Source organism: Streptomyces sp. Xyl84 (genome assembly GCF_059731885.1).
Genome location: NZ_AP029182.1, coordinates 3,476,469 through 3,497,696, shown reverse-complemented (window position 1 = coordinate 3,497,696; position 21,228 = coordinate 3,476,469). Strand labels below are relative to the sequence as shown.

Here is a 21,228-nt window from a genome sequence, read left to right as displayed (position 1 = left end):
TTGATGCGACGCGTATCAAGGAATTCCCGCAGTGATCGAACAGCGCAGAGAATCGCGAGAACGAGCCGGAGAGTCCTGTTCGGTCGGCAATTCCGGCCTGGCCGGGGCCCTGAAAAGCGGCGAGCTGGGGCCCGCACCCAAGGTGCGGGCCCCAGCCGAGAATGTGCGCCGGTGTGGGTCGGCGTCAGGCGGGAACGATGTTCTCCGCCGTCGGGCCCTTCTGGCCCTGACCGATGTCGAAGGACACCTTCTGACCCTCCAGCAGCTCACGGAAGCCCTGGGTGGCGATGTTCGAGTAGTGGGCGAAGACGTCGGGGCCGCCGCCGTCCTGCTCGATGAAGCCGAAGCCCTTTTCCGAGTTGAACCACTTCACGGTGCCGGTAGCCATTTTCTTCTCCTTCGGGACGGTGCACGGAGGCCGCCCTGTGCGGACTCCGGTCGCCGCGATGATCACCCCGACGGAAAAAATCCCAGGCAACCACAACTGCAACTGCCGTCGACCCTAGCACGCCGGGATCGGAGCTGCGGGGCGAATAATTTCCGTCCCGGCCCCGGCCAGGGAATATTCCCGCCGGGGCGCAGGGATTTTCCCCGCCGTACCACGGAAATTCTCCCCCGCGCGCGGGCGCAAGGCGCGCGCGGGCAGGCGGGCAGGCGGGCAGGCGGGCAGGCGGGCAGGCGGGCAGGCGGGGCACGGGCCGCTCGCCGGCCGGGGTGGAACGGGGGCGGCAGGGCCTAGGATCCGGGCCATGGCCCTGACCATGAAGGACGTGGAACGGTTCGAGGCGTCCAGGCCGCGCCTGGAAGCCATCGCCTACCGCCTCCTCGGCTCCGCGAGCGAGGCCGAGGACGCCGTGCAGGACACATTCCTGCGCTGGCAGGCGGCCGACGTCACGCAAGTCGAGGTGCCCGAGGCCTGGTTGACGAAGGTCCTCACCAACCTCTGCCTGAACCAGCTCGCTTCGGCCCGCGCCCGGCGGGAGACCTACGTCGGCCAGTGGCTCCCCGAGCCGCTGCTCGCCGGGGACCCGATGCTCGGCCCGGCCGACACCGCCGAACAGCGCGAGTCCGTCTCGTACGCGGTCCTCGCCGTGCTGGAGCGGCTCACCCCGGCCGAGCGGGCGGTGTACGTCCTGCGCGAGGCCTTCGGCTATCCGCACCGGGAGATCGCCGGGATCCTCGGCATCAGCGAGGCCGCGGGCCAGCAGCTCTACCACCGTGCCAGGAAACACGTCGCGGACGGCAGGGCCCGTACGGAGGTCGACGAGGCCGCCGCCCGGCGGGTGGTCGAGGAGTTCCTCGCGGCCGCCACCAGCGGCCGGACCGAGCCACTGGTGCGGCTGCTCACGCAGGACGCCGTCGCGGTCGGCGACGGCGGCGGGAAGGTCCCCGCCCGCACCAAGGCGTTCGAGGGCGCACTCGCGGTGGCGACGTTCATGCGCGGCCTGTTCAAGCCCGGCAGGAGCAGGCGCGCCCTGGTCGGCGGTTCGCCCGGGATCTACGCGGCGACCGCCAACGGCGGACCCGCCGTCGTGGCGGTCCTCGACGGCCGCGTCGTCGGCATCCTGTGCCTGGAGGTCACGGACGGGGGCATCGCCGCGTTCCGCGCCCAGGCCAACCCCGACAAGCTCGTCCGCGCGAGCCGGCGGTGGGCGTCCGAGGACCACGGCGAGCCGCTGTTCCACGCCTTCTGAGGCGAGGCGGGCGAGGCGGCGAGGTACGGCGACCCGGGTGTGAGGTGCTTCACACCCGGGTTCTGTCAGGAAACGGCGGGCCGTCCGGTTCAAGGGGCGAACCCGCTCAAGACAGGAGCCAGGAGATGCAGCACCGCATCATCGTCCTCGGAGCCGGATACACCGGAGCCGTCGCCGCCGGACGCCTCGCCAGGCGGCTGCACCGCGAGGACGCCGCCATCACCCTCGTCAACGCAGAACCCGACTTCGTCGAGCGCGTCCGCCTGCACCAGCTCGCGGCCGGCGGGCACCTCGCGCCCCGCCCCTTCAGCGAGATGTTCGCGGGGACCGGCGTCGTCCTGAAGCACGCGCGGGTCACCGGCGTCGACGCCGACCGCAGGACCGTCACCGTCCGCACCGCCGACGGCTCCGACGGCACGCGGCGCACGGACGGCACCGACGGCATGGACCGCTCCGACGGCACCGACGGCACCGAGGAACTGGAGTACGACACCCTCGTCTACGCCCTCGGCAGCGGCTGGGACACCCAGGGCGTCCCCGGTGCCGCCGAGCACGCCCACGAGATCGCGAGCCGCCCCGGGGCGCTCCGGCTGCGCGAGCGCCTGGCCCGCCTGGACGCCGGAGCGCACGTGCTCGTGGTCGGCGGCGGCCTCACCGGCCTGGAGGCCGCCACCGAGATCGCCGAGTCCCGCCCGGACCTCGACGTCGCCCTCGCCGCCCGCGGTGACCTCGGCGACGGGTTCTCGCCCAAGGGCCGCGGGCACCTGCGGAAGGTCCTCGGCCGGCTGGGCGTGACCGTGCACGAGCACACCGCTGTCACGGGTGTCGGGGCCGACCGCGTCACCACCGCCGACGGCACGCACATCCCGGCGGACGTCACCGTGTGGACCACCGGTTTCGCGGTGCACCCGATCGCGCGGGCCACCACGCTGGAGGTCACCGGCACGGGCCGGATCGTGGTCGACCGCACCATGCGCTCGCTCTCCCACCCCGACGTGTACGCCGTCGGTGACGCGGCCATGGCGGCGGGCCCCGGCGGCAAGCCGCTGCGCATGTCGTGCGCCTCGGGCATCCCGACCGCGTGGCAGGCCGCCGACGCCCTCGCGGCCCGCCTGACCGGCGCGAAGATCCCGACCGTCCCGCTGCGCTACTTCAACCAGTGCGTCTCGCTGGGCCGCAGGGACGGCCTGATCCAGTACGTCACCGCCGACGACCGCGCGGTCCGGGCGGCCCTGACGGGCCGGTTCGCCGCGCTCTACAAGGAGGTCGTCTGCAAGGGCGCGGCCTGGGGCGTCGCGAACCCGACGTTCGGGCTCCCGCCCCGGCGCCGCCGCATCGTGCGGGAGCATTCCCGCCCGAGCGAGCCGGTCGCGGCCGCCTGACCGCACCTCCCGGCCGCACCACCTCACCAGTACGGCCCGACCGGTCCGCAGGGAGGAAGGGGCTCGCCGCCGTTCCTCCCGCCGGGACAGGAGAAAGGGGCCCGCGGGCCCGCCGCAGCCCCCTCCGCCTTCTCAGGCCAGGTACGCGTGCGTCTGGGTGGCCTTGACCGTCGCCCATGCCGTGGCCCCGGGGTGGAGTCCCAGTTCGGCGGCGGCGATCGTGGTCAGGTCGGCGGTCAGGGGGAGTTCGCCGGTGAGGTCGGCGCGGACCAGGTCGCCGTGGGTCTCCAGGCCGGCCACCTCGCAGCGCCAGAGGTTGCGGGCGCTGGAGCCGGTGGGGCGGTCCCGGTGCAGGGTGACCGCCCCGGGCGGGAAGGCCACGAAGGCCGGGCCGGTGAGGTCCTCGGCGGTCGTGATGCCGACGCCGCCCCGGACGTGCACCGTGTGGCCCTCGGCCCGCCCCTGGTAGAGGTTGAGGCCGACCAGCCGGGCGATGTAGTCGGTCCGCGGGTGGCGGGCGATGTCGGCGGGCGTGCCCTCCTGCACGATGCGGCCGTCCTCGACGACGACGAGCCGGTCGGCCAGGACCATCGCGTCCAGCGGGTCGTGCGTGACGAGGACGGCGACCGCCTCGAAGCCGGCCAGGTGGTGGCGGAGCTGGGCGCGGACGTCGAGGCGGGTGCGCGCGTCCAGGGCGGCGAGCGGCTCGTCCAGGAGCAGCAGCCGCGGCCGGGTGGCCAGGGCGCGGGCGAGGGCGACGCGCTGGGCCTGGCCGCCGGACAGCCGGCGGGGCTTGACGGACGCGTGCGCGGCCAGGCCCATGCGCTCCAGCAGGGCACCGGCCTGGGCGCGGGCCTCCGCCTTGCCGGCGCCGTGGCAGCGCGGCCCGAACGCCACGTTGTCCAGGGCGGACAGGTGCGGGAAGAGCAGGTAGTCCTGGAAGACGACTCCGACCGGGCGGGACTCGGGCGGCGTACGGTCCAACTCGGCCCCGTCCAGCCGCAGATGACCCTCGGAGAGGGGGACGAGTCCGGCGAGTGCGCGCAGGGCGGTGGTCTTGCCGGCGCCGTTGGGGCCGAGGAGCGCGACCACCTCGCCGGGTTCGGCGGTCAGCGCCACGTCCAGGCGGAAGGCGCCGCGGTCGACCACCAGGCGGGCGTCGAGTCCCTCCCCGGTGGCGGCGGGCTGCGCGGCGCCGGTCATGAGGCGGTCATCCAGCGGTCCCGCAGCCCCGCCAGTACGGCGACCGACACGGCCAGCAGGACCAGGCTGAGGGCGATGGCCGACTCCGGGTCGTTCTGCAGGGCGAGGTAGACGGCCAGCGGCATGGTCTGGGTGCGGCCGGGGAAGTTCCCGGCGAAGGTGATCGTCGCGCCGAACTCGCCGAGCGCGCGGGCCCAGGCCAGTACGGCACCGGCGGCGATGCCCGGGGCGATCAGCGGCAGGGTGACCCGGCAGAACGCGGTGAAGCGGGAGGCGCCCAGGGTCTGGGCGGCCTCCTCGTAACGCGGGTCGGCGGCCCGCAGCGTGCCCTCGACGCTGATGACGAGGAACGGCATCGCCACGAACGCCTCGGCCAGGATCACGCCCGGAGTGGTGAACGGCAGGGTGATCCCGAACCAGGAGTCCAGCCACTGCCCGACGACGCCGTTGCGTCCCAGTGCCATGAGCAGGGCCACGCCGCCCACCACCGGCGGCAGGACCAGCGGCAGCGTCACCAGGGCGCGCACGAGCCCGCGCCCCGGGAACTCGACCCGGGCCAGCAGCCAGGCCAGCGGCACCCCGGCCACCAGGCTGACCGCGGTCGCCGCGGTGGCGCAGACCAGGGACAGCTGGAGCGCCTGCCACACCTCGGTGCTGGTCAGCAGGGCGGGCATGCCCCGCCAGGGAGCCCGGACCAGCAGGGCGAGCAGCGGCAGGACCAGGAAGGCCAGGCCGGCCACGGCGGGCAGCAGGAGCGGCAGGGGCGCGCCGCCGCGGACACGGCGGCGCCGCGGCCCGCCCGTGCGGGGGCGGGCCGCGGCGCCGGGCTCGTCGTGCGCGCTCACGGTTCGAGGAACCCGGCCCGGGTGAGGACCTGCCGCCCCGCGGCGGACCGCACCAGTTCGACGAACGCCTGGGCGGCGCCGGTGTTCTTCGAGCCCTTGAGCACGGTGACCGGGTAGTCGTTGACGGCCTTGGCCGATTCGGGGAACTCCACGCCGTCCACCTTGCCACCGGCGGCCTTCACATCGGTCTCGTAGACGACCGCGGCGTCGGCCTCCTTCAGGACCACCTTGTTCAGGGCGGACTTGACGTCCTGCTCGTAGGAGACGGGAGTGAGGCCGAGGCTGCTGGCGTCCAGCGCCTTCTGCGCGGCGGCGCCGCACGGCACCGTCTTCGCGCACAGGACGACCTTCAGGCCGGACTTCGTGAGGTCCTTCAGGGAGGCGACCTTGTCCGGGTTGCCCGGCAGGGTGGCGATCTCCAGCTGGTTGCGCGCGAAGGTGACGGGCGTGCCGGCCGCGTCGCCGTGGTCCGTGACGACCTTCATCGTCCTGGGGCTGGCGGAGGCGAACACGTCGGCCGGGGCGCCGCTGGTGATGCCGGCCGCGAGGGAGTCGCTGCCGCCGAAGCTGAAGGTCACCTTCGTGCCGGGGTGCTCCTCCTCGAACTGCCTGCCCAGCGTCGTGAACGACTCCTTGAGCGAGGCCGCGGCGAAGACGGTCACGTCACCGGACACCTTGCCCGCCGCGGAGGCGTCCGGCCTGCCCGAGGAACCGGAGCCGGAGGAGTCCGGGCCGGAGGACGAACAGGCGCTCAGGGCCAGCAGCGCGGCGGCGCCCGCACCGGTCACCTGAAGCGTCCGGCGGGTCCGGCGCGCGGAACGGGTCATCACGGGGCCACTCCCTCAAGGTCCTGAACGGACGCGTCCACGGCCTCGCGGCCACCGGCCGCTCGGCCATCGGTCCGGCCGACGGCCACGCCGTTCGATGTACCCGGGGAAGCTGGGATGCTCCGGCGGCCCGTCCCCGGCGGGTGCGCAACGCCGATGATACTGCCGCAGATGCGAGCCATACGTCACTAGTCACATCGCATCAGCCGGATCATGGATCCGTAAGGCTGGTATGTGCGTTTGTACGGAGGTGCTGTGCGGGTACGGTCCCGGTGGAGGTGGTGGACCGTGAGCCAGGCCCTCGCAGCCACCGGCCCGGCCGCCGGCCCGCAGGCGGAACTCGTCCTCGACGGCGACCTGGACCGCCCGGCCCGGCTGACCGTGTCCGACCTTCTCGCCTGGCCGCAGCACGCGGCACAGGTCACCTTCGAATGCGCCACCAGCGGCGTCCGGCACCACCGCTTCACCGGACCGCTGCTGCACGACGTCCTCACGGACGCGGGCCCCGCCTTCGACCCCGCCCGCCGCAAGGACCGGCTGCGCTTCCTGATCGCCGTGCGCGGCACCGACGGGCACCACACGCTGCTGTCCTGGGCGGAGATCGACCCCGACTTCGGCCGCGCCCCCGTCCTGCTGGCGGTCGCCCTCGACGGCACCCCGCTCGGCAGCACCGGAACCCAGCTGGTCCTGCCGCAGGACCGCTGCGGGGGCCGCTACGTCAGCGGCGTCGAAGCGATCCGGGTGCACGGCGGCTACCGGGCGTGGTGAGACGGGCGGCCGAGGGGACGGCCTGCCCGTCTGTCCGCCTGTCCGTCCGGCCGACTGCCCGCTGCCCGCCTGTCCGCCACCTCACTCGCGGGCCCGGCCCGCCACCTCACGCGCGGGCTGGACCCGCCACCTCACGCGCGGGCTGGACCCGCCACCTCACGCGCGGGTCAGAACAGCCCCGTGAAGCCGTTCCAGCCGCCCGTGCCGATCAGCACCCGGGCGCTGTAGTCGCCGGTGCCCGTGGAGGAGTACCGCCACAGCTTCCCGGCGGTGTCCCGTGCCACCAGATCGGCGCGGCCGTCGCCGGTCAGGTCGCCGGTGCCGACGAGGGCGGAGTACGTGTTCCAGCCGCCGCCGACCCGTGCCCGCGGGGTCACGCCGCCGGTGGCGGTGCCGTAGTACCGCCACAGCACACCGGCGGAGTCGACGCCGAGCAGGTCGCCGCGCCCGTCCCCGTTCAGGTCACCGGCGCCGACGATCCGCTGGTACAGCTTCCAGTCCGTGCCGATGTGCACCCGGGCCTTCAGCCGGTGGTCGGCCGAGCCGGCGTAGAAGTACATGTCCCCGGTCGACGCCTGACGGGCGATCAGGTCGGCGTGGCCGTCCCCGTTCACGTCCCCGGGCGAGGTGAGCTGGTCGTACTGGCCCCAGCCGGTGCCGATCGCCGTGTACGGCGAGGAGGCGCTGACGGTCTTCCCGCACCCCGGCCGGTACGCCCGCAGCTGGTCGCCCACCCGTACGAGCACATCGGCGCACCGGTCCCCGTCCACGTCCCCGAAGGGCACGAGCACGGAGCCGGCGGCGAACTTGTCGCCGGACCCGGGGATCCGGGACGACAGCCCGCCGGTCCCGGTGCCCCTGTACAGCGTCACGGCCCCGGCGCTGTCCGTCGCCAGCAGGTCGCCGAACCCGTCGTCACCGGCCAGGTCCCGCCAGACGGCGGCACCGCCGGTCACCGGCACCGTCCCGGCGACGGAGAGGTCCGCCTGGACGCCGTCGGCGGGCTTCGCGGTCAGGGTCCAGGTGTACGCCCCGTTGCGGACGTACGTCCCGGCCGCGTCCTTGCCGTCCCAGGACGGCGCGACGAGCCCGCGGGCCTCTCCGCCGGTCAGCGTCCGCACGGTCTTCCCGCTCGCCTTGTTCCGCAGCGTCAGCGACCATGCCGACGCGGGCTTCGACAGCCACCACCGCGGTGCCCAAGCCCCGGACTTGAGGTCCAGGGCGGGCGTGTCGGAGTCGATGACGGAGATCGAGGAGGCCGGGACGCCCGAGGGGACGATCCGCACCCGGCGGTCCTCGCCCGTGTAGGCGAGGTGGCCGCCGAAGCGGTCGACGGTCCACCCGGAGCGGCGCGCGGTCCGGTCCCCGAGCTGGGCGGCGGTGACGACCACCCCCCGGGGCAGGTCCGCCTCCCCGGCACCGGCCGGGAAGCCGTCGTGCAGATCGAGGAGGGTGAGGCCGGCCGCGTCCGAGCGGTGGACCAGGTAGCCGTCGCCGAGGAGCGCCTCGTCGCGCCCGAGCTTCAGGGAGCGCTTGGTCTGCCGGTCGTAGACGCCGGCGCCCTTGAAGGAGTTCCAGACGGGGTCGCCGCACCGGCGCGAGTCCCCGCCCTCACGGCCGCGGGCTGTGAGGGGTTCCGGAGGGTTCCGCCCTCACGGCTGCGGCCGTGAGGGTTCCGCAGCGTTCCGCTCTTACGGCCGCGGCTGCTTCGGCAGGGTGAGGATCTCGGCGCCGTCGTCGGTGATGGCGACGGTGTGCTCGGTGTGGGCCGTCCGGCAGCCCGTCGCACTGCGCAGCGTCCACCCGTCGGCGTCCGTGACGAGGCGGGCGGTGTCCGCCATGACCCACGGCTCCAGCGCCAGCAGCAGCCCGGGGCGCAGCTTGTAGCCACGGCCGGGGCGACCGGTGTTCGGGACGTGCGGGTCCTGGTGCATCGTCGAACCGATGCCATGACCCCCGAACTCGGTGTTGACCGCGTACCCCGCCTCGCCGAGGACCGTGCCGATGGCGTGGGCGATGTCGCCGATGCGCGCACCGGGCCGGGCGGCGGCGATCCCCGCGGCCAGCGCGCGTTCGGTCGCACCGATCAGCGCGACGCTCTCCGGGGGCCGCGACTCGCCCACGATGAAGCTGATGGCGGCGTCCGCGGCGACCCCGCCCAGCAGGACGGCGAGGTCGAGCGTCAGCAGATCGCCGTCGGCGAGCGTGTAGTCGTGCGGCCGTCCGTGGAGCACGGCGTCGTTGACGGCCGTGCAGATGTAGTGGCCGAACGGGCCGCGTCCGAAGGACGGCGCGTAGTCGACGTAGCAGGACGTGGCCCCCGCCTCGACGATCAGGTCCTTGGCCCAGCGGTCGATGTCCAGGAGGTTCGTGCCGACCGTACTGCGGCTCCGCAGCTCCTGGAGGATGCCGCCGACCAGGGCGCCCGTGTCCCTTGCCCGGGCCAGCAGCGTGGGGTTCAGGATCTCGATCATGCGACGCCCTTCTCATGCGACCAATAACTATACCGTCAATACTGTACCGGTACTAGAATCGGAGTCATGGTCAGGTTGCCGCTCACTCCCGAAGAGGTCGAACGCGGACAGCGCCTCGGTGCCCTCCTGCGCCGGGCCAGAGGGGAGCGCTCGATGCTCGATGTCGCGCTCGCCGCGTGCGTCTCGCCGGAGACCCTCCGGAAGATCGAGACGGGCCGCGTGGCCACCCCCGCCTTCCCCACCATCGCGGCGATCGCCGACGTCCTGGGGCTCTCCCTCGACGCGGTCTGGGCGGAGATCAGCCGGCCGGAACCGGCGGCCACCGCCCCGGCGCGCCCCGGCGCTCCGGCACCGGCGCGGCTGGCGTCGTAAGCCCGGGGCGGGGCGGAGGCGGGTGCGGGAGGGACGGGCCGGCACACCGAGGAGACGGGATCCCGCGGCGGCCCAGGGCACGGGACGAGACCTGAGCCCGGCGGGACCCGGGCCGACGGACCGCCTCTCCGCACCCCGACAGACGGCAGGCGGATGGCGGCAGGCGGCCTCGCGGCGCATGGCGGGCCGCCGGCCTCACCGTCGTCAGCAGCGGAACGGGGCAGCCTCATGATCGGCGGAACAGGGCGGCCGCATCCGCGGAACGGTCCTATCCGCGGGACCGGGCACCCTTGCGCCGCGCCGTACGCACGGCCGTGACGGGCTCCTGCACGTCTTCGAGAAGCACGGTGTCGTCCTCCCCGAAATCCCCGAAATCAGGTGCCTGGAAGGGTTGCGTGGCCGGAGGCGGCGATGCCGCCGCGGAACGGCGGGGTTGCCCTTCCGGCGCGGAGAACAGCGACGTCAGATCGATGAGAGAACTCTTTTCCGTGACAGGCCCCTGAACGGGGCCTGGGGTGCCGTCACCGGGCACAGCGGTCCTGTCGGCCCTGGTGGGCCCTACAGCTTGGTCATCTTGGCGTACGGGCTGAGGACCCGCACTTGCTCAGAGCCGAAATCCACGAGCGCCGCGATCCCGTCCTCGACACCGACTACGCGACCGAGGCCGTACATGTCGTGCGTGACCTGGTCGCCCACGGCGAAGTGCTTGGGGACCGGTGTGACCGGGGCCTTGAAGGGGCTGGTGGGCAGATGACGCTTCGGCGCAGCAGGCTTTGTCATGACTCAGTATGCGCCTTCGCGGGCCCACCCCGCTGTGGCCGTCGGCACAGATCCGGCCCGCCCGGGCACACGCTCCGGCGCATCCGGCGAGCCCGTCTCCCAGGTCTCACCAGGTGAGAGCCCCTGCGAGGCGCCCTCCACCGCCCGACCGAACTCTCGCCGGGGCCACGCAGGGGTCGGCAAAAAGTGCTCCGGTCCGATGCGCGGCCAAGGCCGTTCCGGGACCGCTTCGCGTACGCGGGGCCTTCGCCGGCAGGGAGTCGCACCGGGTCCGGCAGGTCCACGAGCGCGAGTGCGGCCGGGCCGGCCACAGCGGTGATCTCGGTGATCCGGCCGCCGTCGGCGACGGTGAGGACGAGGAGGGCGAGCGGGGCGCCGTCCTCGTTCCAGGAGACGACGCCGGAGCGGCCGCCGACGATCGCCGCCTGTCCGCGTGCCGCACCACCGGCCACTCGCGCGCGGGCGGGGACTTCGGGTGCCCCCAGCTTGACGAACGTGCCGTTCGGGATGTGGACGGTGAACTCCACTTCAGGGTGGAGAACCTGGAGCAGCTGCTCGAACCGGGCCCTCCGCAGCCGCATCGCAGTAAAACGATCGCAGGGGGCAGAGACGTCCGCGTGCGGCCTCGGTCGTCGGTTGCCGCCGAAATGTGATCGAGCCGCAAGGTGAGCCCTCCCACGTGATCCGTACGGGGCGGGCCGGTACGGGACGACGCTGCCGGCCGCACTGTGCCCCGGTGAAGGCGGCAGGCTCGGTGCGGCCGGACGGCGGGTGTGGCGTGGACGCCGGGGCGGGTCACCAGGAGAGGGCGTCCGCCGCGTTGTCCTGCCAGTACGTGACGGCGGCAGCGCTGTTGAAGAAGACGCCGCCGTGAGGCAGCTTCAGGGTCTTCTCCTTGCCGGTGGCGCCGCCCTTCCTGTCGGTGAAGTACACGCCCAGGGTCTTCTCCTTGCCACCGCCCTCGCCGTCGGGGGAGTACGTCAGGATCCCCGCGTAGGCGGACTGGCCGGGCTTGAGGGTCACCACGGCCTGCGGCGTGGTCTCCCGAGCCCACGGCAGCGGGGCCTGGGCGTCGGCGCCGGCCCGCAGGAAGGGGGCGCTGTACGCGAAGCAGGGCTTGGCCCCGGTGTTGGTGGCCTTGAGCAGCAGGTGGTTGATCGGACGCGACACCTCGGTGACGGTCAGCTTCGTGTTCGCCGCGGTGCAGGTGACGGCCGAGGGCGCCTGCCTCGGCGCGGCGGAGGCGGCCTGCCCGGCGGCCTGGACGCCGACGAGCGTGAGGGCGGCTGCGACGACCACGGAGGAGGCGGCCGGACGGGAGAGGAAACGAGTGGCGATACGCATGACGGGCTGCTTTCTCTGAGTACCAGGAAGACGATTTCCTGCTGGTGAACCGTGTCGGTCTGTACGGTCCCGACCGCGCTGTCCGGGGCGCGGGTGGGCGCACCGAAGCACAGTCACGACACGGTCATGAGAGGGGAGTCGAGCGGGGGCGGGACACCGTGTCCGGCGAGCCGCCGTGCTGCGATGACCCAAGCCTGGGCCGGCCGCCGTCCCATCCGCCACTCCTTCCGGAAGCGCGGGACGCTGGGATGCGCGAACGGCCTCTCAACTGCGAGGACGTGCCCGTCCTGGGACGCCGAGTGGAACGGCGGACCGAGGGCGGGACCGGGGAAGAGCGCTGTTGCGCGGCGTTCTCACGGCGTTGCCGCGCGAGTTGGAGCGGCGCCCCGGCGGCGGCAAGGATGCCCGACTCTTCAGGGAGCAGTCGCGGCGCGCGGCTTCGCCGAGGCCGTCGGCGGCTCCCTGGACGCCGGGGACACCCCCGCCTGAGCGTCGAGCCCGTGACCCGGACCGTCGCACAATCCGCTGCCGCCTTGCTGCGGGCAGCGGGGCTGCACGGCCACACGTACGCCATCGACGCCATGCTGTGCGCGACCGCCTTGCAGCATCCCGGCCGAGTGACGATTCTGACTTCCGACGTGGAGGACACCGGGCTGCTCGCCGCCGGGCATCCGCGCCTGAACGCCGAGAAAGTCTGAGCCGCGACGCCTTGGAGAAGCGGTGCCTTGGAGAAGCGGTGCCCGCCGTGCGGACGCGGCTCCGACTCAGCGGTCTCCTGCCCAGGCGGCAGGCCGGCTGGGGGGCGGCGCGCCCCGGAAACGACTGAGGCCCAGGTCGTCGACCTGAGCCTTCTTCGTGGAGCGGGTGACGAGAATCGAACTCGCGCTCTCAGCTTGGGAAGCTGATGTTCTACCATTAAACTACACCCGCGTAAGACGCCGACGGAGTCGGTGTCCAGTGCTCGCTCACTGTACCTCATCTCTGGCCCCCGGTGCTCACGCCCCGGGGGCCAGGGGCGTCTGCGGGGTGGCGGAGGAGGGCTGTGGGGGGCCCGAGTTGGGCGTACGGTGGAGACGGCGGGGAGGGTCCCGGCGGGGCCGGAGTGCCGCCTGGAGGGTCGTCTCTTTGATCCCGTAGTGTGGCTTTTGTCGTCAGGCGGCAGAAGGCCAGGCGGGGTTCTGGGGAAGGGACTTGAGGGCTTGATGGAGCGCACCGTCGTCCGTTGTGCCGAGGGGCACGTGTTCAGCACCGCTTCGTTCCCGATGCAGCAGGCCGAGCGGCTCGGCCCCGGTCGGCTCGTGCGGTGTCCCCGGTGTGCCCGGCTCCGCAGTGCGGTGCCGGTGGTGCTGGAGAAGCGGTAGGTCCGCGAAGCGGCACAGGCGCGCGGGGTCCGTCCTGATTGTGGGGGCTCCGCGCGTCTTGCGTATCCTCGGGGCGTGCTTCTCTCAGACAAGGACATCCGGGCCGAGATCGACGCCGGCCGGGTGCGGATCGATCCGTACGACGAATCCATGGTGCAGCCGTCGAGCATCGACGTGCGGCTCGACCGCTACTTCCGGGTGTTCGAGAATCACCGCTACCCCCACATCGACCCCTCGGTCGAGCAGCCGGACCTCACCCGGCTCGTGGAGCCGGAGGGGGAGGAGCCGTTCATCCTGCACCCCGGGGAGTTCGTCCTCGCCAGTACGTACGAGGTCATCAGCCTGCCCGACGACCTCGCCTCCCGGCTGGAGGGGAAGAGTTCGCTGGGGCGGCTCGGGCTCGTCACCCACTCCACCGCCGGGTTCATCGACCCCGGATTCTCCGGGCACGTGACGCTGGAGCTGTCGAACCTCGCCACCCTGCCGATCAAGCTGTGGCCCGGGATGAAGATCGGGCAGCTGTGCATGTTCCGGCTCACCTCGCCCGCCGAGGCCCCGTACGGCAGTGAACGCTACGGGTCCCGTTACCAGGGGCAGCGTGGGCCCACGGCCTCCCGCTCCTACCTCAACTTCCACCGGACCCAGGTCTGACCGAGGGGCACCACCACATGAGCGACGTACGAGAAAACCTCACCTACGAGCTGTTCGGCACGGCCGTCCGCGAACTCGCGCAGACCATCGCCGACGACGGGTTCGAGCCGGACATAGTGCTGAGCATCGCGCGCGGCGGTGTCTTCGTCGCCGGCGGCCTCGCCTACGCCCTCGACTGCAAGAACATCCACCTGGTGAACGTCGAGTTCTACACCGGCGTGGGGACGACCCTCGAGATGCCCGTCATGCTCGCGCCCGTGCCCAACGTGATCGACTTCTCCGACAAGAAGGTCCTGATCACCGACGACGTGGCCGACACCGGCAAGACGCTGAAGCTGGTCCGCGACTTCTGCCTGGACACCGTCGCCGAGGTGCGCAGCGCGGTCGTCTATGAGAAGTCCCACTCGCTCGTGAAGTGCGAGTACGTCTGGAAGCGCACCGACGACTGGATCAACTTCCCCTGGAGTGTCCTGCCTCCGGTGCACAGGACGGGCGAGGCGCCGAAGGAGAACAAGGAAGCGCTCTGACCCGCGACCGCTTCCCGGCCGGCGTCCGTGCGAGAGCCCCCCGATGACCATCGGGGGGCTCTCGCACGGACGCCGGCCGGCGCGCTCGTGGTCGGCATACCTAGGAGGCGAGGGCGTCCTCGACCGTCGCCCGGACCTCCAGGACGGTGTCGGTTCCGGTGATCTCCAGGAGCCGCCGTAGCTGCCGCGGCGGTGAGGTCACCCGCAAAGTGGTCGCCAGGTGGGTGCGCACCAGCAGGTTCAGCAGCGACGAGTCCGCGAAAGTGATGCCCGAGGCGTCCAGGACCACCTTCTGCCCTCTGGCGGCCGCGGCGCCCAGCGCGTTCGCGAGCGGGGTGATCGACTGCATGTCGTAGGCGCCGCGGGCGACGACGACCCACGCGCCGCCGCACTCGCGCCCCATGACCTTCGGCCCGCCGGACAGGGCCGACCCGTCGCGCGAGCCGGTCCCGCCGGACGGGGCCGACCCGTCGCGCGGGGCGGGCGGCTGTTCGCCGGTCCCGGCGGCCTCGCATGTGCGCCCTGGCATGACCGCCTCGTTCCGATACACCCCTGCGTCCCTCCTGCCCCCACCGCCATACGTCGTCTGTTACGCGAAAAGTATGTCATGTATCTGGGGTCGGGCAAGCGAGTCCCCTAAAATGCGGGGCATGGTCGGAGTGCCCGAATCCCACACCGGATGGACGTTCATCACCAACCACGCGCGTGTCCTGGCGTCCATCGCCGACAATCCGAACGTCCGGATCCGCGACATCGCCGCGCACTGCCGGCTGACGGAACGTGCCGTCCAGCGGATCATCTCCGACCTGGAGGAGGACGGTTACCTGTCGCACACCCGTGAGGGGCGTACGAACACCTACCGCATCCAGGCGGACAAGGTGCTGCGCCACCCGGCGGAGGCCGGGCTCTCCGTCGCCGCACTGCTCTCCCTGCTGGTGCAGGACGAGACCGACCGCGTCAGGAAGCCGGTCGCCCAGTAGCCGCGCCGGCGCGTCCGGCCGGGACACGCGGAAGGGCCCGGCTCGACGGCCGGGCCCCTGCGACGTGCGGTGCGTCCGCCTTCCCTAGAACGTGCCCAGCTTCACGATCGACAGCAGGGCGATCAGCTGGATCGCCGAGGCGCCCAGCGCCTTCGGCCAGAGCAGGTCGTGGGAGCGGCTGACCATGAGGGTCAGCAGCGCGCCGCCGGCCACCCAGGTGGCCCAGCCCAGGATCTGGACGAAGCCGGCGTCACCGCCCAGGAACATGGCGAAGACCAGGCGCGGCGCGTCCGTGAGGGACATGATCAGCATGGACAGGCCGACCGTGGGCTGCCAGGCGCCGTCGCCGCCGAGCTGGCGGGCCAGGGTGTGGGTGACCACGCCCAGGACGAACGCGCTGATCACCATGGCCACGGCCGTGATCAGCACGATCGGAACCGCGTTGGAGAGGGTGGCGTGGATCGCGTCCTTGCGGGCGCCGTCGAAGCCGAAGACCGCCAGCAGTCCGTAGAGGAACGTCACGACGAGGGCGGGGCCCCACATCGTGTAGTCGCGCATCTGGAGGAACGTCTGGTTCGGCGCGAGGACGATGCCGCGCAGCAGGTCCTTCCAGTGCAGGCGCGGGCCGATGGGACCGGCCGGGGCCGAGCCCGCGCGGTAGGTCTCGCCCTGCGAGTACGGGTCCTCGCCGATCGCGAAGGCCTGCGTGTGGCCCGGGTTGTCGGCCGCGTACCGGTCGGGGCCGCCCTGCGGGTGGGCGGCGCCGTCACCGAAGTACTCGGGCTCGCCGTGTCCGCCGTAGCCGCCGTCCGCCGCCTGGGGCCACTGGGCCGCTCCCGCTCCGCCGGCTCCGTACTGCGGCCGGCCGGCCTGGGGACGCCCCTGCGGCGGCCGGGTCTGCGGCGGGCGGCCGTACTGCGGTTGCTGCTGCGGGTACGGCTGTGGCGCCGACGGGTAGCCGTGCGACGGCGCCCGGGGCGGCGTCTGCTGTCCGTACGGGGGTTGTTGGGGGCGCGCTTGCGGGGCACGGTCGTCCCGGCCGCCGCGTCCGATCCTGAATCCAGCCACGTCGTCGAACGTACCCGCTCCCGCTGGGTGACGTGCGGGCCCCGGGCGTCCGGGCCCGGCTTTGCGGCCGAGCTGTGACATCCCCTAGGGGAGGCGCCGGGCGGTTCTCAGGGGTGGTCTCCGGGCCGCGCTCCCCGCGGGTTTTCGTGCGTCTTCGGGCGTTCGGTGAGCACATCGGGGGGTGCTCCCGGCGGTTGCGGCGGTCCGGGGGCAGGATGGATCCATGAGCGTAGTCAAGATCAACGTACTGACCGTGCCCGCCGAGCAGCGGGAGACGCTGGAGAAGCGGTTCGCCTCGCGGGCGCACGCCGTCGAGAACTCCGACGGGTTCGAGTGGTTCGAGCTGCTGCGTCCCGTCGAGGGGACCGACACGTACCTGGTGTACACCCGCTGGCGGGACGAGGCGGCGTTCCAGGCCTGGATGGAGGGGCCGATGAAGTCCGCCCACCGGGGCACCGGCGCCGGTGAGGGCGAGGGCGGGCAGCAGCAGCCGAAGCCCGCGGCCACCGGCTCCACCCTGTGGTCCTTCGAGGTCGTGCAGCAGGCCGAGCCGAAGAACGCGTAGGCGCCCCACGACACCTGGGCGCCCGGGAACGCGCAGGCCCCTGGGCGCCCGGGAACGCGCAGGCCCCTGGGCGCCCGCGGACGCGCAGGCCCCCGGGGACGCGCAGGGCCCGCCCACGAGTGACGCCGCCCCCCTCCCCGTGTCCGACGACCCCCATGTGCGACGACGCCCCCGGCTCCGTACGGTACGGAGCCGGGGGCGTCGTCGTCGGGCGCAGGGCGCCGCGGTGCTACTTCACCGGTTCCGGCTCCGGCGCGTTCTCGCTCTCCGACGCGCCGGCCGGGGGCTCCTCCGCCGGGGTCTTGACGGAGTCCAGCAGGAGCTGGGCGACGTCGACGACCTGGATCGACTCCTTGGCCGCGCCCTCGTTCTTCTTGCCGTTGACCGAGTCGGTCAGCATGACCAGGCAGAACGGGCACGCCGTGGACACGATGTCCGGGTTGAGGGACAGGGCCTCGTCGACGCGCTCGTTGTTGATGCGCTTGCCGATCCGCTCCTCCATCCACATCCGCGCGCCACCGGCGCCGCAGCAGAAGCCGCGCTCCTTGTGGCGGTGCATCTCCTCGTTCCGGAGACCGGGGACCTTGCCGATGATCTCGCGCGGGGGCGTGTAGATCTTGTTGTGGCGGCCCAGGTAGCAGGGGTCGTGGTAGGTGATGATGCCCTCGACCGGGGTGACCGGGACCAGCTTGCCCTCGTCGACGAGGTGCTGGAGCAGCTGGGTGTGGTGGACGACCTCGTAGTCGCCGCCGAGCTGCGGGTACTCGTTGCCGAGGGTGTTGAGGCAGTGCGGGCAGGTGGCGACGATCTTCTTCGCCGACTTCGGCTTCGCCGACTCGGGCGTGACCTTGCCGTCGTCGTCCATCTCCTCGCCGAAGGCGGCGTTGAGGGACATGACGTTCTCCATGCCCAGTTCCTGGAACAGCGGCTCGTTGCCGAGGCGGCGGGCCGAGTCACCGGTGCACTTCTCGTCGCCGCCCATGATCGCGAACTTCACGCCCGCGATGTGGAGGAGTTCGGCGAAGGCCTTCGTCGTCTTCTTGGCGCGGTCTTCCAGCGCGCCCGCGCAGCCGACCCAGTACAGGTACTCGACCTCGGAGAGGTCCTCGATGTCCTTGCCGACGACCGGGACCTCGAAGTCGACCTCCTTGGTCCACTCCAGGCGCTGCTTCTTCGCCAGGCCCCAGGGGTTGCCCTTCTTCTCCAGGTTCTTGAGCATCGTGCCCGCCTCGGACGGGAACGCGGACTCGATCATCACCTGGTAGCGGCGCATGTCGACGATGTGGTCGACGTGCTCGATGTCGACCGGGCACTGCTCGACGCAGGCGCCGCAGGTGGTGCAGGACCACAGGACGTCCGGGTCGATGACGCCGTTCTCCTCCACCGTGCCGATCAGCGGGCGCTCGGCCTCCGCGAGGGCGGACGCCGGGACACCGGCGAGCTGCTCCTCGGACGCCTTCTCCTCGCCCTCCATGCTCTTGCCGCCGCCGGCCAGCAGGTAGGGGGCCTTGGCGTGCGCGTGGTCGCGCAGCGACATGATCAGCAGCTTGGGGGAGAGCGGCTTGCCGGTGTTCCAGGCCGGGCACTGCGACTGGCAGCGGCCGCACTCGGTGCAGGTGGAGAAGTCCAGCAGGCCCTTCCAGGAGAAGTGCTCGACCTGGGAGACGCCGAAGACGTCGTCGTCGCCCGGGTCGGTGAAGTCGATCGCCTTGCCGCCGGAGGTCATCGGCTGGAGCGCGCCCAGCGCCGTGGAGCCGTCGGCCTCCCGCTTGAACCAGATGTTCGGGAACGCCAGGAAGCGGTGCCAGGCCACCCCCATGTCGGTCTTCAGCGCGACCGTGATCATCCAGATGAAGGAGGTCGCGATCTTCAGGCCGGCGAAGAAGTAGGTGAGGTTCTGGAGCGTGGAGACGTCCATGCCGCGCAGCCAGGAGACCACCGGGTACGAGACGAAGAACGAGGCCTCGTAGCCGTCCACGTGGTGCTGGGCGCCCTCCAGGGCGTGCAGCGTGAAGATGCAGACGCCGACGATGAGGATGACGGCCTCGACGAAGTACGCCTGGCCGAAGTTGGAGCCGGCGAAGCGGGACTTGCGGCCCGGCTTGTCCGGCTTGCTCAGCTGGCGGACGGCGATCAGGACGAGGATGCCGAGCGTCGTCATCGTGCCGAGGAACTCGACGAAGACGTTGTACGGCGCCCAGTCGCCGATGACCGGCAGGATCCAGTCGGCCTTGAAGAGCTGGCCGATCGCGTTGACGATCGTCAGCAGCAGGGAGAAGAAGCCCACCGCCACGAACCAGTGCGCCACGCCCACGATGCCCCAGCGGTTCATCCGGGTGTGGCCCAGGAACTCCTTGACCACGGTGGCGGTACGCTGCGCGGGCTCGTTGGTCCGGGTACCGGCGGGTACGGACTGGCCGAGCCGCATGTGGGCGTAGAGCTGCAGGACGGCGCGGCCGAACAGTGCCACGCCGACCACGATCAGGACCAGCGACACGATGATCGCGGCGAGTTGCATTGGGGCTCCTGTGAGGCGGCCTCGAAATTACTAAGCGGTAACTTATGCAGTCCGTCTGAGACTACCCTCATCCTCCTTCGCAATGTAGCCGGGTGTGGGGTGATCTGGGTCGCTGAGGGTTGCCTGAGAGGGGCCCGGGGGGCCTGGCTCCGGGGAGTCCGTCCGCGGGCGTCCGGGGCGGCCGTTCCGCCGGGCGGGGGCGGTTCCGTGCGGCGGGGGCCGGGGGTCCCGGCGGGGGTGGCGAGTGCTCCGGCAGGGATCCGATTCTGTTCTGATCGTGTTATTCACACCCGATCGACCGATATGCACCTAATTTAAGAACCGTGCTCTACGGGATCGCCACCGCCACCGCCGCCCTGTTCCTCGCCGCCGTGCTCTCGGCCCTGCTGCGGGTGCCCGCGCTGCGGCTCGGGCTGGTCGACCGGCGGCGGGTGCGGCCGGTGCCGCTGCTGGGCGGGGCCGCGGTGGTGGGCAGCACCTGCCTGGTCGCGGCGGCGGGCGGCTGGACGGGCGCGGCTCCGCTGAGCGACGGCGTGGGCAGGCTGCTGGCGGCGGGCGCCGGGGTCGCCGTGCTCGGGCTGGTCGCGGACGTGTGGCGGCTGAAGACGTGGCTGCTGCTGGTGGGGTCGGTCGTCGCGGCGGCGTTCGTGGTGCCCTACGACGACACCGGGGTGCCCGCCGGGATCGCCGCCGTGGTCTGGATCGCCTGCGCCGCCGTCGCCTTCCGGGGGCTCGACCACGTCGACGGCCTGGCCGGCACGGTGGGCGTGCTCGTCGCGTTCGGCGCGGGAGTCTGCGCGGCGGCCGAGGTGATGGACGACCTGGCGGTGCTGCTGAGCGTGCTCGCCGCCGCCCTCACCGGCTTCCTCATGCACAACTGGCATCCCGCGCGGATCGCGTTCGGCGCCTGCGGCTCCCTGTTCACGGGGTTCGTGCTCGCCGCGTCAGCCGTACTGGTCCGTACGGGGTACGACGCCGGGTCGACGGCCGCCGTCCTGTTCGCGCTCACCGCCACGGCGACCGCCGACGCGGTGCTCGTCGTGCTCTCCCGGCGGCTGGCCGGGCGGTCGGTGGTGCGCCGGGGCCCCGACCACCTCGCCCACCGGCTGCGCAAGCTGGGTCTCACCCCGCCGGGCGCGACGGTCCTGCTCGGCACCGTCACCTTCGGCACCGTGCTCGTCGGCGTCCTGGTGCACACGGGCTGGCTCGCGCCGGTGAGCGCGCTGTGGACGGCCGGGGTGCTGCTGCCGGCCGTCCTCGGACTGCTGCGCGTGCGGGTGTACGGCCCGCGCCGCCCGGCGGGACATCCCGGCCACACCGGCCGGCACGGCGGCCACACCAGCCGTACCAGGACGTACGTCACCGGCACGCGGACCTCGCCGGCCCTCGCGGCCGCGCCGGCCGCGTCGCTCTCCCCTGGCACGTCCGCCGGTGTCTGCGCTCCCAGGGCGCGGGCCGAGGCGGACGCGGGTGGCGGAGGCGGGAGGAGGAAGGGGAGCGCGGCCGCCGGCCGGAGCGGGGGTGCGCGCCGGAGCGGGCGTGCGACGGGGAGCGCGAAGGGGGCGAGCGCGGCCCTGGGAGCCCTGCGGGCGCTGGGCGGTGGTGTGCGGGGGCTGCCGCTGCGGGCACCCGGAGCCGGGCCGGGTACCCGCGCCCCCGCGGCCGGCGTACGGGGCCCCCGCACCGAGGCGCCCTCCGCCGGTGACCTGCGGGGCCCCCGCACCGAGGCACCCTCCGCCGGTGACCCGCGCCCCGCACCCTCTTCCCGGGGGCCGTACGAAGACGGGTACGGCGAGGAGTACGGAGCGGGGGCCGTACCCGGGTTCGGATACGGGTACGGCCCCGAGGGAGCCCGGCGTTCCCCCTTCG

19 protein-coding genes, 1 tRNA gene and 2 pseudogenes are annotated in these 21,228 nt (G+C 72.6%); 10 read left to right on the top strand and 12 right to left on the bottom strand.

The features are described 5' to 3' along the window. Nucleotides 1–184: 184 nt before the first annotated feature. The gene (locus AC6I72_RS15165; RefSeq protein WP_366728601.1) at nucleotides 185–388 is read right to left on the bottom strand and encodes a cold-shock protein; all 204 of its coding nucleotides are present in this window, start codon (nucleotides 386–388) and stop codon (nucleotides 185–187) included. Nucleotides 389–749: 361 nt separating this feature from the next. On the opposite strand from AC6I72_RS15165, the gene sigJ reads away from it, so the two are divergent. After that, the gene (sigJ, locus tag AC6I72_RS15160) at nucleotides 750–1,694 is read left to right on the top strand and encodes an RNA polymerase sigma factor SigJ (protein WP_498001322.1); all 945 of its coding nucleotides are present in this window, start codon (nucleotides 750–752) and stop codon (nucleotides 1,692–1,694) included. Nucleotides 1,695–1,819: 125 nt separating this feature from the next. After that, complete coding sequence (locus AC6I72_RS15155; protein ID WP_498001321.1) at nucleotides 1,820–3,076, top strand: NAD(P)/FAD-dependent oxidoreductase; 1,257 nt, start codon at nucleotides 1,820–1,822, stop codon at nucleotides 3,074–3,076. Between the two features lie 132 nt (nucleotides 3,077–3,208). Here the strand turns inward: AC6I72_RS15155 and AC6I72_RS15150 are convergent, their stop codons facing one another. Genes AC6I72_RS15150 through modA form a run of 3 tightly spaced genes read right to left on the bottom strand, consistent with a single transcriptional unit; the run spans nucleotide 3,209 to nucleotide 5,951 of the window. Beyond that, on the bottom strand, nucleotides 3,209–4,279 hold the full coding sequence (locus AC6I72_RS15150; RefSeq protein ID WP_498001320.1) for an ABC transporter ATP-binding protein: 1,071 nt from the start codon (nucleotides 4,277–4,279) through the stop codon (nucleotides 3,209–3,211). Next, a complete protein-coding gene (gene modB, locus AC6I72_RS15145) occupies nucleotides 4,276–5,124 on the bottom strand; it encodes a molybdate ABC transporter permease subunit (RefSeq protein ID WP_498001318.1) in 849 nt (282 codons plus the stop codon). The genes AC6I72_RS15150 and modB overlap by 4 nt, the downstream gene beginning before the upstream one ends. Beyond that, nucleotides 5,121–5,951: a molybdate ABC transporter substrate-binding protein gene (gene modA, locus AC6I72_RS15140; protein ID WP_498001317.1), complete on the bottom strand. Its 831-nt coding sequence runs from the start codon at nucleotides 5,949–5,951 to the stop codon at nucleotides 5,121–5,123. The genes modB and modA overlap by 4 nt, the downstream gene beginning before the upstream one ends. A gap of 288 nt (nucleotides 5,952–6,239) precedes the next feature. Between modA and AC6I72_RS15135 the strand changes: the two genes are divergently transcribed. After that, a complete protein-coding gene (locus AC6I72_RS15135; protein ID WP_498001316.1) occupies nucleotides 6,240–6,719 on the top strand; it encodes a molybdopterin-dependent oxidoreductase in 480 nt (159 codons plus the stop codon). Between the two features lie 167 nt (nucleotides 6,720–6,886). On the opposite strand, the gene AC6I72_RS15130 is transcribed toward AC6I72_RS15135, so the two are convergent. After that, nucleotides 6,887–8,110: an FG-GAP-like repeat-containing protein gene (locus AC6I72_RS15130; protein ID WP_498001314.1), complete on the bottom strand. Its 1,224-nt coding sequence runs from the start codon at nucleotides 8,108–8,110 to the stop codon at nucleotides 6,887–6,889. A gap of 300 nt (nucleotides 8,111–8,410) precedes the next feature. Then, nucleotides 8,411–9,193 (bottom strand): type I methionyl aminopeptidase, encoded by a 783-nt coding sequence (gene map / locus AC6I72_RS15125; protein WP_498001313.1) that lies wholly within the window; start codon nucleotides 9,191–9,193, stop codon nucleotides 8,411–8,413. 66 nt (nucleotides 9,194–9,259) lie between these two features. Between map and AC6I72_RS15120 the strand changes: the two genes are divergently transcribed. Then, a complete protein-coding gene (locus tag AC6I72_RS15120; protein ID WP_498001312.1) occupies nucleotides 9,260–9,565 on the top strand; it encodes a helix-turn-helix domain-containing protein in 306 nt (101 codons plus the stop codon). Nucleotides 9,566–10,123: 558 nt separating this feature from the next. Here AC6I72_RS15120 and AC6I72_RS15115 read toward each other — a convergent pair. After that, the gene (locus AC6I72_RS15115) at nucleotides 10,124–10,345 is read right to left on the bottom strand and encodes a hypothetical protein (protein WP_037850865.1); all 222 of its coding nucleotides are present in this window, start codon (nucleotides 10,343–10,345) and stop codon (nucleotides 10,124–10,126) included. Nucleotides 10,346–11,140: 795 nt separating this feature from the next. Next, complete coding sequence (locus AC6I72_RS15110) at nucleotides 11,141–11,689, bottom strand: DUF4232 domain-containing protein (RefSeq protein WP_498001311.1); 549 nt, start codon at nucleotides 11,687–11,689, stop codon at nucleotides 11,141–11,143. A gap of 482 nt (nucleotides 11,690–12,171) precedes the next feature. Between AC6I72_RS15110 and AC6I72_RS15105 the strand changes: the two are divergent. Beyond that, nucleotides 12,172–12,387 (top strand): annotated as a pseudogene (locus AC6I72_RS15105) (DNA-binding protein); the annotation flags it as partial. A gap of 158 nt (nucleotides 12,388–12,545) precedes the next feature. Here the strand turns inward: AC6I72_RS15105 and AC6I72_RS15100 are convergent. Beyond that, nucleotides 12,546–12,619: transfer RNA gene (locus tag AC6I72_RS15100), tRNA-Gly, on the bottom strand. A gap of 506 nt (nucleotides 12,620–13,125) precedes the next feature. Here AC6I72_RS15100 and dcd point away from each other — a divergent pair. Both dcd and AC6I72_RS15090 read left to right on the top strand, forming a co-directional pair. Continuing rightward, nucleotides 13,126–13,701 carry a dCTP deaminase gene (dcd, locus tag AC6I72_RS15095; protein ID WP_037850835.1) on the top strand — a complete coding sequence of 192 codons (576 nt, stop codon included), beginning with the start codon at nucleotides 13,126–13,128 and terminating at the stop codon, nucleotides 13,699–13,701. 17 nt (nucleotides 13,702–13,718) lie between these two features. Further along, nucleotides 13,719–14,228 (top strand): phosphoribosyltransferase, encoded by a 510-nt coding sequence (locus AC6I72_RS15090; protein WP_498001309.1) that lies wholly within the window; start codon nucleotides 13,719–13,721, stop codon nucleotides 14,226–14,228. Nucleotides 14,229–14,328: 100 nt separating this feature from the next. On the opposite strand, the gene AC6I72_RS15085 is transcribed toward AC6I72_RS15090, so the two are convergent. Then, the gene (locus AC6I72_RS15085; protein ID WP_498001308.1) at nucleotides 14,329–14,757 is read right to left on the bottom strand and encodes an STAS domain-containing protein; all 429 of its coding nucleotides are present in this window, start codon (nucleotides 14,755–14,757) and stop codon (nucleotides 14,329–14,331) included. 121 nt (nucleotides 14,758–14,878) lie between these two features. On the opposite strand from AC6I72_RS15085, the gene AC6I72_RS15080 reads away from it, so the two are divergent. Further along, nucleotides 14,879–15,208 carry a helix-turn-helix transcriptional regulator gene (locus AC6I72_RS15080; protein WP_498001306.1) on the top strand — a complete coding sequence of 110 codons (330 nt, stop codon included), beginning with the start codon at nucleotides 14,879–14,881 and terminating at the stop codon, nucleotides 15,206–15,208. An 84-nt stretch (nucleotides 15,209–15,292) separates the two neighbouring features. On the opposite strand, the gene AC6I72_RS15075 is transcribed toward AC6I72_RS15080, so the two are convergent. Next, the gene (locus tag AC6I72_RS15075) at nucleotides 15,293–16,357 is read right to left on the bottom strand and encodes a Yip1 family protein (RefSeq protein ID WP_498001304.1); all 1,065 of its coding nucleotides are present in this window, start codon (nucleotides 16,355–16,357) and stop codon (nucleotides 15,293–15,295) included. Nucleotides 16,358–16,499: 142 nt separating this feature from the next. Between AC6I72_RS15075 and AC6I72_RS15070 the strand changes: the two genes are divergently transcribed. After that, nucleotides 16,500–16,841, top strand: a complete 342-nt coding sequence (locus AC6I72_RS15070) for an antibiotic biosynthesis monooxygenase family protein (protein ID WP_366728581.1) — start codon at nucleotides 16,500–16,502, stop codon at nucleotides 16,839–16,841. A 229-nt stretch (nucleotides 16,842–17,070) separates the two neighbouring features. On the opposite strand, the gene AC6I72_RS15065 is transcribed toward AC6I72_RS15070, so the two are convergent. Further along, nucleotides 17,071–19,359: a (Fe-S)-binding protein gene (locus AC6I72_RS15065; RefSeq protein ID WP_498001303.1), complete on the bottom strand. Its 2,289-nt coding sequence runs from the start codon at nucleotides 19,357–19,359 to the stop codon at nucleotides 17,071–17,073. A gap of 323 nt (nucleotides 19,360–19,682) precedes the next feature. Here AC6I72_RS15065 and AC6I72_RS15060 point away from each other — a divergent pair. Further along, nucleotides 19,683–20,660 (top strand): annotated as a pseudogene (locus tag AC6I72_RS15060) (MraY family glycosyltransferase); the annotation flags it as partial. Nucleotides 20,661–21,228 lie beyond the last annotated feature (568 nt).